We start from the raw sequence: 12,956 nt of genomic DNA, 5'->3' as shown, positions 1-12,956 counted from the left end.
CACAATGCAGGATGGTTTAATTTTATTTGTGAAAAAACATGCTTTAAAGCGCGTTAGATTAAAAAGTAACCCTTTATTACTAAATTTTACCTTTATCCTACACTTTCTCACCAGTTCAATTGACCCTCTCCCCTCTCTGAGTTACCTTTCTTGGATCATTTTAAGAGTGAATCATTATGGCTGTAAAAAAACCGGAAAATTTGACGTTTGAAGCGGCAATTGAAGAATTGGATTCTGTCGTTAATCAGTTAGAAAGTGGCGACTTGCCCCTTGAAGATGCCTTAAAGAAATTTGAGCGTGGCATTTCATTAGCACGAGCAGGTCAAGAAAAACTGACTCAAGCTGAACAACGTGTCGATATTCTCCTTCAAGCTGATGATAATGCAGAACTAACCCCTTTTGATGCCAATGATGACTGATTCACTAAAACAACAACTGCCTATTTTTCAACAGCGTAACATTGAACATTTAAATCAATGGTTTGAAAAGATTGAAATTCAACAACAACCGCTTACTGATGCAATGAAATACGCATTACTATTAGGTGGCAAACGCGCACGTCCTTATCTCGTCTATATTACGGCTAACATGTTAGGCATAGATAGTGAGCATGCAGATGCACCTGCGGCGGCAGTTGAATGTATTCATTCTTACTCATTAATTCATGATGATTTACCAGCTATGGATAATGACGATTTACGTCGTGGTCATGCGACTTGTCATATTAAATTCGATGAAGCAACAGCCATTCTCGCTGGCGATGCATTGCAAACCTTAGCCTTTGAAATTTTGGCTAACGGTACCCTAGCAGAAGAAGCAGAATCCTCGCGTATTGATATGATCCGAGTATTATCTAAAGCATCAGGGGCATCAGGGATGTGTATGGGTCAATCACTTGACCTACAAGCCGAAGGGAAGCAAGTTGATTTACTCTCTTTAGAGCAAATCCATGCCAACAAAACCGGTGCATTAATGAAAAGTGCCATTCAACTTGGTGCGTTATGTGCTGGTGAAAAAGGCAAACAAATACTTCCACAACTTGAAAAATACGCAGACGCTATTGGTCTCGCCTTTCAAGTTCAAGATGATATCTTAGATATCACAAGTGACACCGAAACATTAGGAAAACCTCAAGGCTCTGATATAGCCTTAGAGAAAAGTACCTATCCTGCTTTATTAGGCCTTGATGGTGCTAAACTGAAAGCAGAACAATTATACCAAACGGCTATCACTGCATTAGATGATATTCCATATAACACGGATGCAATGCAAGCGTTCGCTCAATACGTCATCGAGCGTAAAAACTAAAACAGATAAGCGCTGAATAATTATGTCACTTGATATTTCAAAATACCCAATTCTGGCTTTGGCAAACACACCAGATGAACTACGTTCTTTGCCAAAAGAAAGCCTACCTGCTTTATGTGATGAGCTTCGTGCTTATCTTTTAAAGTCTGTCAGTAAATCGAGTGGCCATTTAGCTTCTGGGCTTGGTGTTGTTGAACTGACTGTCGCTTTACATTACGTCTACAATACCCCATTTGATCAACTTATTTGGGATGTAGGCCATCAAGCTTACCCTCATAAGATCTTAACGGGTCGTCGTGAAAAACTGTCTACCATTCGTCAAAAAGATGGATTACACCCTTTCCCATGGCGCGATGAAAGCGAATATGATGTGCTTTCTGTTGGTCACTCTTCAACTTCGATAAGCGCCGCTCTGGGTTTAGCTATCTGTGCTGAAAAAGAGCAAGCCAATAGAAAAGTCATTAGTGTTATTGGTGATGGTGCTATTACGGCAGGCATGGCGTTTGAAGCATTAAACCACGCCGGTGATATACATCCAGATATGTTAGTTGTCTTAAATGACAATGAGATGTCAATTTCAGAAAATGTTGGCGCACTTAATAATCAATTAGCTCGCGTATTATCAGGCAGTTTATACACCTCCATTCGTGAAGGTGGTAAAAAAGTACTCTCTGGTACCCCTACGATTAAAGAATTACTTAAGCGTACTGAAGAACATATCAAAGGGATGGTCATTCCTGGAACGATGTTCGAAGAACTAGGCTTTAACTATATTGGCCCTGTCGATGGTCATGATGTAAACGAATTAGTTCGTACTCTTAAGAATATGCGCAACCTAAAAGGTCCGCAGTTCTTACACATTATGACGAAAAAAGGCAAAGGCTATGAGCCTGCAGAAAAAGATCCTATTAGCTACCATGGTGTACCTAAATTTGATCCAAGCAATCACTCATTACCGAAGTCATCAGGTGGAAAACCAACGTTCTCAAATATTTTTGGTGATTTTCTTTGTGATATGGCAAAGGACGATGACAAATTAATGGCCATCACGCCTGCAATGCGTGAAGGATCTGGCATGGTTCGTTTTTCAAAAGAATTCCCAGGTCAATATTTTGATACCGCAATTGCAGAGCAACACGCAGTAACGCTAGCCAGTGGTATGGCTATCGCAGGTTATAATCCTATTGTCGCCATTTATTCAACGTTCTTACAACGTGGTTATGACCAACTGATTCATGATGTTGCCATCATGAATTTACCTGTAATGTTTGCTATCGACCGTGCTGGTCTGGTTGGTGCCGATGGTCAAACCCATCAAGGTGCTTTTGACATCAGCTTTATGCGCTGTATTCCAAACATGGTAATTATGACCCCAAGCGATGAAAACGAATGTCGCCAGATGCTTTATACGGGACATAAACATACTGGACCAAGTGCTGTTCGCTATCCTCGAGGAAGTGCGACCGGTATTGAGGTTAATAAAGAGATGCAAGCGTTAGAAATAGGTAAAGGTCGATTAATCCGTGAAACTAAAATCACAGAAAAAGGCGAACGTGTTGCTATCTTAAACTTCGGCACCTTTTTATCGAACAGTGTAGAAGCAGCAGAAAAACTAGACGCAACGGTTGCCGATATGCGCTTTGCTAAACCGTTAGATGAAACCTTACTTTGTGAGTTAGTCACAAGCCATGATGTATTAGTGACCATCGAAGAAAATGCAATTTCAGGTGGTGCCGGCTCAGGCGTTATTGAGTTCCTAATGAAAAACCGTCTAATCAAACCAGTACTTCAACTTGGCTTACCTGACCAATTTATTGCTCAAGGAACACAAGAAGAAATGCATGCTGAGTTAATGTTAGATGCAACAGGTATTGAAAAACAAATCCGAGATTATCTGGATTTATAATTCATATCATTTCATAAAAAAATGCCACAACGTTGTGGCATTTTTTATCACTGTAATAAGTACGATTATCTAATTTAATTTCGGTGCATCAAAATCATTCGGTTCATCACTATAAATACATACATTCCACTTATCGACCAACCCATCTTCAGCAATGCATTGCTGCTCAAAAAATTGTTTAATTTCTTCACGTTGGCAATGAGCCTCAAATACATCGTTATTAGCCCAAATCTCATTGAATGCAATAGGATAGCTTTCTCCTTCAGCAAATGGACTCTGTAACTGACGAGTCACTGTATATTGCTGACAACCATCTTCTCGCATAGTGTTAGGCTCTAACGCTTGCAGCACACGAAATAGTTCATTCAATTTACCTTCTTTTGGTAAAAATTGAGCAATGCAATAGACTTTCTTAGACATGGTAATTTCCCTATATTATGGTTGAATAGTAACAATGCGTTGAAAATAAGATTATCATGGTTTTGTATATATATTACTGGTGAGCCCAATGAAATCAGACGTAGATAAAATGTTGAATAAACATCAAGACTTAACTCATAGTACGGATATGAAAGTAACCTCTCACACTCAACGTGAAGTTGGGGATTGGGTGCTGCATACCGTTATGATTGAAAACTGCAATACTCCGTTTAAATTTAAACGAAGCCAAGCCTACAAATCACTTAAAGGCGCGAACGTAAACATGACTTACTATCCTAGTACTGAGTCTCTTGCCGGTTTTGAACTTGAAATAATGAAAGTTGTTCGAATTAAACGCAGTTAATTTTTCCGTTTTAGCTCTGCTTTATAAAAAACCAAAGCATCTAAAATCGATTTTTCTTTAATTGGCTTAGTTATAATGTAATCCGCACCTGCAGATAAGAATTCGTTTGTCGCGTCTTCTAAAACATCTGCAGTATAAGCATAAATTGGCAGACTCAAATTAAGTATTTTTCTTATGTATCTTGTGGCTTCTATCCCACTCATTTCTGGCATTTGATTATCCATCAAAACCAAATCAAATGAGTGTTCTTTAATCATTTGAATCCCTTCAGCCGCAGAAGTTACCCACGTTACATCTAAGCTGTATTTTTGACAGTATGCTTTTGCGATATACGCATTAGATTTATTATCTTCTACCAATAATACTTTCAAATTTGTTGGCAATAAATATTCATTATGACTTGAAGCGGCTAAAGGCAGTTCTTTTTTATACTCGATCACTTCAACAGGAAGCCTAATCGTAAATGACGTCCCTAAACCCGGTGAGCTAACAACCGTAATCGACCCATTAAGCAAATGCAATAATTGCTTAACGATCGCCAAACCGAGACCACTGCCACCAAATTTTCTTGTTCCAGTCGATTCCACTTGTATAAATGGGTCAAACACCGATGCTTGGTTTTCAATATCAATACCAACCCCGGTATCCTCAACATCAAAACATAAAAATATTTGTCCATTTTTTGATTCAAGATTTAAGCTAAGGGTGACCTGTCCAATCTCAGTAAACTTCACGCCATTACTCAATAAATTAAATAGGATTTGAGTTAATCGAACTTTATCTGTATATAAAATAACATTATTATCAATGTTATTATTTAGATTGAACGTAATATTTTTTTCCATACAAAGTGGCGTATATATCGCATTAATCGTATCGAGTACATCATCAAGAACAAACTCTTCAAAATTAATATTTAACTTATCTTGCTCTATCTGAGAGAAATCTAAAATATCGTTTAATACCGCTAATAAATGCTCTCCCCCTTGATGAATGATTTGAATTTGTTTTTTCTGCTCTAAAGGAAGTTGCGCTTGTTTTAATAAACCAGAGATCCCTAGAATACCATTCAGTGGCGTGCGGATTTCATGGCTCATTCTTGCAAGAAAATCAGATTTTACTAGCGTTAATTTTTCAGCGGCTGCTTGTGCTTTATGACTCTCTTCTTTTGCCTCAATAAGCTCAATAAAGATACCTTCAAGCTTTGCGCCTATTTGATCAAATTCAAGAATCCCACTGCCAAGATAATGCTTATTCCCATTCTTTTTCGATACACTTTTTGCATAAGAAAGAAGCGCGTTTAATGCTAATAAAATTCGGTGTTCAAATAGGCCACGGACTAATACCGCAATAGCAATCAATACAAAAAAGGAAAGAACAACACTGTAAATAAAACGCTGTTCAAGTAAAGTCACATTCTCTTTATTTTTTAACGATACGATCGATAAAGAACCATTTAATGATTTTATTTTTAGCGGGGTATAATTTAATATTTTTCCAGAAAAGGTATCTACACCATTTCCGATACACTTTTCGACCTCTGCGTATCTAGGGGTACTTTTCTTTATCGTTGACGATATTAATTTTTTATTATTAACGATAAATATTTCTTGGCTACGACTCACTCTCTTTAAACTATGAACAAACGAAATATTATTATTTAATATTGCGGCATTGTATAAATAACTTCTAACTTCTCCAGTAAAAGAACTAACAACAGGTGTTCGCCTAATCAAAAGATGCGTTATTTTTTCATCTGTAGTAACCGTTAAGTAATACCACGTATTAATATAAATGTTTTTATCTATAATATATTTTAAATTTTCAGAGTTCATACCAAGAAACAAATGATTATCATCGCTCCAAAAAACATGATTATTTGCTTCAAGAAAACGAAAGTCAGGTGAGTTTGAGGGTTCTTTAGCTTCTATATCTGAAAAATATTGTTCTAAATTTAAAATTCGACCATTACCATAATGATCTGTTAGTCCGAGGCTGCCCGCATCGGTATCTTGTCTAATTTGTAAAATAGCTAAACGATGATTAAAATAATTTTCTAATAGTGCCGATGTTTGTTCTAAATTCCGTTTAACTTCTTCATTAATGGTATTCACGCTTAATTGATAAGTATGAATAGTAATGCCTACGGTCAAAATAGAAAATATAATAAAAATAGCACGAAATATTAAATCGGCTAACGACGCTTTTTTCAGTACTTTTCTTTTATCATTCATGCGATCAATCAATTCCTGAGTAACGGAATGCGCATTCTTTAAATTGACGTAACTCTTCTTCTGTCGTTTCTGATGTTACCATTTCAAAATCGCCAGAAAATACAGTCGGTACTTCCTTTCCCTCTAAATCCAGCTTTATCGCTTCAGCCATTGCCACTCCGGTATCGTCATTCATACGCATAACGGTTGCATCTAACCTTCCATCTTCAATCGCCTCTAGCTCTAAAGAGCCTCCTCCCCATCCATTAACAAGGGGATTCAAAGTCGGCATCTCCCCTAACGCTTCAATTGAACCAAGAGCGATATCTGTTGATGATGCATAAATAAAATCAACATCACTGTTATTTTTCATGATATTTTGAGTCGCTTTATAGGCACTCTCTGCCGTCGCTTCCGTATAATATGACGACGTTAATGTATATTTATTATTATCCATTGATTGTACAAAAACATCGCCTCTTGCCGTACTTAAATAACCATACGAATAATAAAGCATTCCGTATTTAGCACCATCAGGAAATCGATTTTTAAAGTAATCAGCAATTAACCTCGTACCAATAATATGGTCAAATCCAACAATGGTTGACTATCAGCCCATGCTTTTACTGGTGTCGTTATATTTTGAAGTATTATTTTAATATCGGGGCTTTGAATTACATGCTCCACAAACTTACGATGTCGACTTGTATTTAATGTAAAAATTAAATAATCAGATTTATTATTTATGGCTTCATATAATGATCGACTCTGTTCTTTAAAATCAACATTGAGGCGTGTCGATACTTGTATTAATTCATAATTAATACCTAAAGATTTTAATCGAGATTCAAATGCGACAATATTTCGAGTCCAATAATCAGATGACTGCTCACCTGGATAAATAAAGGAAATTTTAATTGGTCTTTCTTGTTTAATCGTCAATGGAATAGGTTCATTATTAACCATGACTCTTAACTCATTTGTAAGCACTTTTTCTTTTGGGTGCTCTGCTAAATACTCATCATATCCCCAATAACCAATAACCAACAAGCACTGGGTCAGCGTGAGCAAAACTCACGCTACTTAAACAATAAAAAGTAACAACAAATAGAGATCTTAACGTTAAACAAGTTTTACTCATTTACAACCAACCAGAATATTTACCAATTAACCACAAGCTAATTAGAGCCATAAATCCAGCGACAATATCATCAATCATAATACCAACGCCGCCATGAACTTTACTATCTAGCCATCCAATTGGCCAAGGTTTTACCATGTCGAAAAATCGAAATAATATAAACCCTGTAAGTAACCATTTCCAATCTGTTACTGATAAATTTAAATAAGGCACAATGCTCATAGTGATCCAAAGACCAACAAACTCGTCCCACACAATAGATCCGTGATCATGTACTTTCATATCTGAAGACGTAATATCACAAATCTTAATACCAATAAGAGCAGAAAAAATCACTGCAATTACAAAAAGGTAAAAGGGAAGCTGAGCCAATAATAAATAAAATGGTATCGCAGCAAGGGTGCCCATCGTTCCCGGAATAATAGGAGCCAAACCACTGCCAAAGCCTGTCGCTAATAAATGCCACGGATTTTTTAAACTAATAAGTGCTAATGGATTTGTCATGCTTAACTCCTGAAATGATCGTAACCGTATAGACTCCAATCTAATTGCTTGCCTTCTTTCACTAATTGTACGCCACTCTGTAAATTAGTAAATGGACCCTGTGTTATTTCACCAATTATACTAACGTTTTGATTTAAAAGAGTCGTTATTTTTTTTATTGCTTCGCGATTCTCTCTTGGTGCAGTAAAGCAAAGTTCATATTCTTCTCCACTTATTAATGCCATTTTTTGACACTTCTCATCATCACCATGATGATAAGATTTTAGCTCATTAGAGATAGGCAAAAGAGTGACTTCTAATAATGCATTCACGTTTGATTGTTTCAGTATATGGCCTAAATCAGAAATTACACCATCAGAAATATCCAGTGCCGAATGGCATAAATGACGTATTTCTTGCGCTAATTCGATTCGTGGTGATGAATAATAATGTCGATGTTCAAGCTCTTTTGCTAAGGGTAATTCAATATCATTTGTCTGTTCAAGGATAACCTCAAGACCTGCAGCGCTATCACCTAATGTTCCTGTCACATAAATATCATCACCGCAGAGTGCACCTTTACGAGTCATCGCTTCCCCCTTTGGAACAATACCTTGAACTGTAATTGTAATACTTAATGGCCCTTTTGTTGTATCTCCACCGATAAGTTGCACGTTATGCAATTTCGCTAAACAAAAAAAACCTTCACAGAACCCTTTAAGCCATTCTTCATTTGGCTCTGGTAATGTTAATGCCAAAGACACCCATGTAGGTTTTGCTCCCATCGCAGCTAAGTCACTTAAATTTGAAGCAAGCGCTTTGTAACCAACATTGACAGGGTCAGCAGTTAAAAGAAAATGAGTTCCTGCAGCTAAAGTATCTGTCGTAATGGCTACATGGTGATTTTCTGGTACTGACACTAAAGCGCAATCATCTCCAATACCAAGTTCTACGTCTTTTCTTGATAAGTTCCCTTCAACAAAGAACCGTTCAATTAAATTAAATTCACTGGTCATATTATTAAGTATTCTTATCTTGTATTTAAGATATAAAAAAGGCCAGCAATTAGCTGACCTTTAGTATTAATTAGTATGCTAATTCCAACTTACTTTTTACGTAATGTTGGAGCCGCTTTATCTAATACACCATTTACAAATTTGTGGCTATCTTCTGCTGCGAACACTTTTGCAAGTTCAATCGCTTCATTGATAACTACTTTGTAAGGTACATCGTCACGATTCATCATTTCATAGATAGACATACGTAATAACGCAAGTTCCATCTGATCAAGATCCTGAAGTGGACGAGATAAGTATGGACGCATTTTACCGTCTAACTTAATGTGGTTAAGAGCAACACCTGAGAAAAGATCGCGGAAGTACGCTACATCTGTCTCTGGAGCTTGTAGTTTAGGCTCTTTTGCATGATGCTCTTCTTCATCATACTTATCTGCAGTTAAAAACTGTTCTTCAATAGCAGCAACATTTTCTTTGCTTATTTGCCATGAATAAATTGCTTGAAGCGCAAATTGACGTGCATTACGACGTGCGGCTGGTTTCACACTAACTCCCATTAGGATTCTATTTGAGACAGAACATTAATCATTTCGAGTGCGCTTAGTGCAGCCTCCGCCCCTTTATTACCAGCCTTGGTACCGGCGCGCTCGATTGCTTGATCGATTGTATCAACAGTCAAAACACCAAATGCCACTGGAATGCTATATTCCAAAGATACTTGTGCTAGACCCTTATTGCATTCACTACATACGTATTCAAAATGTGGTGTACCACCACGGATAACAGAACCCAATGAAACAATTGCATCATATTTTGCTGTTTTAGCTACTCGTTGAGCAACTAATGGTAATTCTACGGCGCCAGGGCAGCGAACAACAGTGATGTTTTCTTCAGATACTTGACCAAAACGCTTTAGAGTATCGATAGCGCCTGAAAGTAGACTTTCATTAATAAAGCTATTAAAGCGAGAAATGACAATTGCAATTTTCGCATTAGGAGCAGCAACGCCGCCTTCAATTACGTTCATAAGCCTTCCTGTATCTATATTATTCCAATTAAACTGGGTAACTATTTTCAACTACATATCATAGTGAGAATCGGCGAATTCTATCACAGCTTTGTGACAAATATCTAATTATTTGGGCTCTATTTACACAATAGAGCCCATCAATACACTTATTTTGAGACGTATTCTACTACATTCAGACCAAAGCCTGACAATGAATGATAGCGCTTTGAAGAAGATGACAGCAGACGCATGTCTGAGATACCCATATCCGCTAAGATTTGTGAGCCTACACCAACGCGACGCGACGTACCTTGCTTCTTCGCCATTGTAGGCGACTCACCATTATCCTGACGCTCTAATGCTTTGATTTTATGAACAATGCTGTCCGTTGATTCTTCATTACCAAGAATAATAAGTACACCACCTTCGGCCGCTATACGTTGCATTGCCATTGGTAATGTCCAGCTACGTTCTGCACAACGATCTGAATAAAGAATATCAGTGAAGGTGTCTTGAAGGTGAACTCGTACTAATGGCGCAATGCCTGATGTATTTTCTTTTTTCATTGCATAATGAAGCTGATTATCAATCGTGTCACGGTACGTCACTAGATCAAAATCACCAAACTCTGTTGGTAATTTACACTCAGCAACACGTTCAATCGTTGTTTCGTTATTATTACGGTATTCAATTAAGTCAGCAATCGTACCCAATTTAACATCGTGTTTTTCAGCAAAAATTTCCAAGTCAGGACGACGAGCCATAGAGCCATCATCATTTAGGATTTCAACGATAACACCTGCAGGTTCAAAACCGGCTAAACGAGCTAAATCACAACCCGCTTCAGTGTGTCCAGCACGAGTTAACACACCGCCTTCTTGTGCAGCAAGAGGGAAAATGTGGCCTGGCTGAACAAGATCAGCAGCAACGGCATTTTTAGCAACTGCAGCTTCAACAGTACGAGAACGGTCTGCTGCTGAAATACCCGTAGTCACCCCTTCAGCGGCTTCAATAGAAACCGTAAAGTTAGTTGTAAATTGTGCGTTATTGTCTTGCACCATTGGTGGCAGACCTAACTTTTCACAGCGATCTTTTGTCATTGTTAAACAAATTAAACCACGGCCATGTGTTGCCATGAAATTGATTGCTTCTGGTGTAATTTTTTCTGCTGCAATGATTAAATCGCCTTCATTTTCACGATCTTCATCATCCATCAGAATAACCATCTTACCTAAGCGAATATCTTCAATAATGTCTTTTGCTGAGCTAATTGCCATGTGAAATACCTTTAATATATTAGTTAGGTTAAATGGTTAATTTAAAAAACCTGATTTTGCCAAAAGATCCATCGTAACAGAAGACTGAGGTTGCTCTTCTTTCTGTCCGATCACAAGTTTTTCTAAATATCGTGCAATTAAGTCCACTTCTAGATTCACTTTTTTTCCAACAGTGAATGTATCCATCGTTGTTTCCGATGCAGTGTGGGGCACAATAGTAAGTTTAAATGCATTTTTACGTAAATCATTCACGGTCAAACTGATGCCATCGATCGTTATTGAGCCTTTTTCTACCACATATTTAGCTAAATCCTGAGGTAATTGGATCCAAAACTCGACCGCTCTGCCTGTTTGGTGACGTTCAATTATTTCCCCTACCGCATCAACATGGCCAGAGACAATGTGTCCACCAAAACGAGTTGTCGGCAACATCGCTTTTTCAAGATTGACTTTATCGCCTGCTTTATAATGGACAAAACCAGTACGCTTTAATGTCTCTAAAGACAAATCAGCGGTATAACTATTTTTTGTCATCGCTACGACGGTTAGACAAACGCCATTAGTCGCAATACTGTCGCCTAATTTCACATCGCCCATGTCTAATTTGCCAACATTAACTGTGACACTAACATCTTCACCTTTAGGCGTGATGGCTTGAAGTGTACCGATTGATTCAATAATTCCTGTAAACATACGTTACCTTACTATTGTTGCTGTAATTCGAATATCTTTGCCGACCATTCGAATATCACTAATGTCTAAATTAATTGCTTCAGACATCGCTTCTAATCCGATGAGGTTCACTATACTTCGGCCATCTGCACCCATTAACTTTGGCGCTAAATAGATAATAAGTTCATCGACCAGACCTTCGCAAATCATACTTGCAGCAAGTGTTGCACCAGCTTCAACCCAAAGATGGTTTACATTATGTTCTTGGGCTATTTTTTGTATTACATCAGACAATACTAATTGTTTATTATTATCAAGATCACAATACAAGTGGCTTTCTGGATGGCTAAGAGGATGTGAAGGTTGGTGAGAAACGGTAACCACGTTCCCAGTAGTGTTAAACAGAGCAAGTTCAGAAGTAAGTTGATGTTGACGATCTAAAATGACACGTAATGGCTGCCTTACCTCTGCTTCTAAATACGATTCTTGAATTGAATTAGGTAAATCACTCCAACGAACATTAAGGGAGGCATTATCCTCAATGACCGTTTTTGCCGTCGATAGAATCACTCCGGCTTGTGCACGATAACGCTGTACATCTTGTCGTGCTTCTTTTGATGTGATCCATTGACTTACACCATTTTTCAGCGCTGTTTTACCATCTAAGCTGGCCGCCATTTTTAATTGAACAAACGGTTTACCCGTTTCCATTCGAGTTAAAAATGAAGGATTCAGTGCACGAGACTCCGTTTCTAATAAGCCCGACGCTGTCTCTATTCCTGCGGCTTCTAGCATCGCTAAACCTCGACCCGCTACTTGTGGGTTTGGATCAACCATGGCACAAATAACTTTTACTACGCCTGCTTTTATTAGCCCCTCAGCACAAGGTGGGGTTCGACCATAATGAGAACACGGTTCTAAAGTAACGTAAGCCGTTGCCCCCTTCGCATTCTCACTTGCTTGGCGTAAAGCATGAACTTCAGCATGAGGCTCACCCGCTTTAAGGTGTGCCCCTTCACCAACAATAAGACCATTTTTAACGAGTACGCAGCCCACATTTGGATTCGGTGCCGTCGTATAAATACCACGTTTAGCTAATTGAATAGCGCGCTGCATCATCAAGTGATCTTGAGGAGTAAATTTCATT

General features: G+C 38.0%; 15 protein-coding genes. 4 read left to right on the top strand and 11 right to left on the bottom strand.

What is annotated here, in order from left to right:
- The first annotated feature begins 176 nt into the window (after positions 1 to 176).
- From xseB to dxs, 3 genes are read left to right on the top strand one after another with little or no spacing between them, the layout of a single operon-like run.
- A complete protein-coding gene (xseB, locus tag VSAL_RS05170; RefSeq protein WP_012549706.1) occupies positions 177 to 419 on the top strand; it encodes an exodeoxyribonuclease VII small subunit in 243 nt (80 codons plus the stop codon).
- The gene (gene ispA, locus VSAL_RS05165) at positions 412 to 1,308 is read left to right on the top strand and encodes a (2E,6E)-farnesyl diphosphate synthase (RefSeq protein WP_012549705.1); all 897 of its coding nucleotides are present in this window, start codon (positions 412 to 414) and stop codon (positions 1,306 to 1,308) included. Before xseB ends, ispA begins: the two co-directional genes overlap by 8 nt.
- 22 nt (positions 1,309 to 1,330) lie before the next feature.
- Positions 1,331 to 3,214, top strand: a complete 1,884-nt coding sequence (dxs, locus tag VSAL_RS05160; protein WP_012549704.1) for a 1-deoxy-D-xylulose-5-phosphate synthase — start codon at positions 1,331 to 1,333, stop codon at positions 3,212 to 3,214.
- Positions 3,215 to 3,283: 69 nt separating this feature from the next.
- On the opposite strand, the gene VSAL_RS05155 is transcribed toward dxs, so the two are convergent.
- Complete coding sequence (locus VSAL_RS05155) at positions 3,284 to 3,634, bottom strand: putative quinol monooxygenase (RefSeq protein WP_012549703.1); 351 nt, start codon at positions 3,632 to 3,634, stop codon at positions 3,284 to 3,286.
- Between the two features lie 88 nt (positions 3,635 to 3,722).
- Here VSAL_RS05155 and VSAL_RS05150 point away from each other — a divergent pair, with 88 nt between their 5' ends.
- Complete coding sequence (locus tag VSAL_RS05150; RefSeq protein WP_012549702.1) at positions 3,723 to 3,998, top strand: hypothetical protein; 276 nt, start codon at positions 3,723 to 3,725, stop codon at positions 3,996 to 3,998.
- On the opposite strand, the gene VSAL_RS05145 is transcribed toward VSAL_RS05150, so the two are convergent.
- The 10 genes from VSAL_RS05145 to ribD all read right to left on the bottom strand — a co-directional run bounded on the left by VSAL_RS05145 (position 3,995) and on the right by ribD (position 12,955).
- The gene (locus tag VSAL_RS05145) at positions 3,995 to 6,232 is read right to left on the bottom strand and encodes a LuxQ periplasmic sensor domain-containing protein (protein WP_012549701.1); all 2,238 of its coding nucleotides are present in this window, start codon (positions 6,230 to 6,232) and stop codon (positions 3,995 to 3,997) included. The genes VSAL_RS05150 and VSAL_RS05145 overlap by 4 nt on opposite strands.
- A gap of 4 nt (positions 6,233 to 6,236) precedes the next feature.
- Complete coding sequence (locus tag VSAL_RS23760; RefSeq protein WP_231850912.1) at positions 6,237 to 6,776, bottom strand: substrate-binding domain-containing protein; 540 nt, start codon at positions 6,774 to 6,776, stop codon at positions 6,237 to 6,239.
- Entirely contained in the window at positions 6,776 to 7,282 is a 507-nt protein-coding gene (locus VSAL_RS23755; protein WP_231850879.1) for a type 1 periplasmic-binding domain-containing protein, read from the bottom strand. The genes VSAL_RS23760 and VSAL_RS23755 overlap by 1 nt, the downstream gene beginning before the upstream one ends.
- Before the next feature lie 70 nt (positions 7,283 to 7,352).
- The gene (gene pgpA / locus VSAL_RS05135; RefSeq protein ID WP_012549700.1) at positions 7,353 to 7,856 is read right to left on the bottom strand and encodes a phosphatidylglycerophosphatase A; all 504 of its coding nucleotides are present in this window, start codon (positions 7,854 to 7,856) and stop codon (positions 7,353 to 7,355) included.
- A gap of 2 nt (positions 7,857 to 7,858) precedes the next feature.
- Complete coding sequence (gene thiL / locus VSAL_RS05130) at positions 7,859 to 8,851, bottom strand: thiamine-phosphate kinase (RefSeq protein WP_012549699.1); 993 nt, start codon at positions 8,849 to 8,851, stop codon at positions 7,859 to 7,861.
- A gap of 89 nt (positions 8,852 to 8,940) precedes the next feature.
- Positions 8,941 to 9,408: a transcription antitermination factor NusB gene (nusB, locus tag VSAL_RS05125; protein WP_012549698.1), complete on the bottom strand. Its 468-nt coding sequence runs from the start codon at positions 9,406 to 9,408 to the stop codon at positions 8,941 to 8,943.
- Positions 9,408 to 9,878, bottom strand: a complete 471-nt coding sequence (ribH, locus tag VSAL_RS05120; protein ID WP_012549697.1) for a 6,7-dimethyl-8-ribityllumazine synthase — start codon at positions 9,876 to 9,878, stop codon at positions 9,408 to 9,410. The genes nusB and ribH overlap by 1 nt, the downstream gene beginning before the upstream one ends.
- 149 nt (positions 9,879 to 10,027) lie before the next feature.
- Positions 10,028 to 11,137: a bifunctional 3,4-dihydroxy-2-butanone-4-phosphate synthase/GTP cyclohydrolase II gene (gene ribBA, locus VSAL_RS05115; protein ID WP_012549696.1), complete on the bottom strand. Its 1,110-nt coding sequence runs from the start codon at positions 11,135 to 11,137 to the stop codon at positions 10,028 to 10,030.
- Positions 11,138 to 11,173: 36 nt separating this feature from the next.
- On the bottom strand, positions 11,174 to 11,830 hold the full coding sequence (locus tag VSAL_RS05110) for a riboflavin synthase (RefSeq protein WP_012549695.1): 657 nt from the start codon (positions 11,828 to 11,830) through the stop codon (positions 11,174 to 11,176).
- A 3-nt stretch (positions 11,831 to 11,833) separates the two neighbouring features.
- A complete protein-coding gene (ribD, locus tag VSAL_RS05105) occupies positions 11,834 to 12,955 on the bottom strand; it encodes a bifunctional diaminohydroxyphosphoribosylaminopyrimidine deaminase/5-amino-6-(5-phosphoribosylamino)uracil reductase RibD (RefSeq protein ID WP_012549694.1) in 1,122 nt (373 codons plus the stop codon).
- Position 12,956 lies beyond the last annotated feature (1 nt).

Origin of the sequence: Aliivibrio salmonicida LFI1238 (assembly GCF_000196495.1) — a bacterium.
Lineage (GTDB): Bacteria > Pseudomonadota > Gammaproteobacteria > Enterobacterales > Vibrionaceae > Aliivibrio > Aliivibrio salmonicida.
This window is presented reverse-complemented; position numbering and strand designations above follow the sequence as displayed.

What these genes read in the sequence shown, in the direction of transcription:
- ispA (WP_012549705.1), top strand. Translation starts at nt 412, where the DNA reads ATGACTGATTCACTAAAACAACAACTGCCTATTTTTCAACAGCGTAAC.
- nusB (WP_012549698.1), bottom strand. Translation starts at nt 9,408, where the DNA reads ATGGGAGTTAGTGTGAAACCAGCCGCACGTCGTAATGCACGTCAATTT.
- ribD (WP_012549694.1), bottom strand. Translation starts at nt 12,955, where the DNA reads ATGAAATTTACTCCTCAAGATCACTTGATGATGCAGCGCGCTATTCAA.
- xseB (WP_012549706.1), top strand. Translation starts at nt 177, where the DNA reads ATGGCTGTAAAAAAACCGGAAAATTTGACGTTTGAAGCGGCAATTGAA.
- thiL (WP_012549699.1), bottom strand. Translation starts at nt 8,851, where the DNA reads ATGACCAGTGAATTTAATTTAATTGAACGGTTCTTTGTTGAAGGGAAC.
- ribBA (WP_012549696.1), bottom strand. Translation starts at nt 11,137, where the DNA reads ATGGCAATTAGCTCAGCAAAAGACATTATTGAAGATATTCGCTTAGGT.
- ribH (WP_012549697.1), bottom strand. Translation starts at nt 9,878, where the DNA reads ATGAACGTAATTGAAGGCGGCGTTGCTGCTCCTAATGCGAAAATTGCA.
- dxs (WP_012549704.1), top strand. Translation starts at nt 1,331, where the DNA reads ATGTCACTTGATATTTCAAAATACCCAATTCTGGCTTTGGCAAACACA.
- VSAL_RS05150 (WP_012549702.1), top strand. Translation starts at nt 3,723, where the DNA reads ATGAAATCAGACGTAGATAAAATGTTGAATAAACATCAAGACTTAACT.
- pgpA (WP_012549700.1), bottom strand. Translation starts at nt 7,856, where the DNA reads ATGACAAATCCATTAGCACTTATTAGTTTAAAAAATCCGTGGCATTTA.
- VSAL_RS05155 (WP_012549703.1), bottom strand. Translation starts at nt 3,634, where the DNA reads ATGTCTAAGAAAGTCTATTGCATTGCTCAATTTTTACCAAAAGAAGGT.
- VSAL_RS05145 (WP_012549701.1), bottom strand. Translation starts at nt 6,232, where the DNA reads ATGAATGATAAAAGAAAAGTACTGAAAAAAGCGTCGTTAGCCGATTTA.
- VSAL_RS05110 (WP_012549695.1), bottom strand. Translation starts at nt 11,830, where the DNA reads ATGTTTACAGGAATTATTGAATCAATCGGTACACTTCAAGCCATCACG.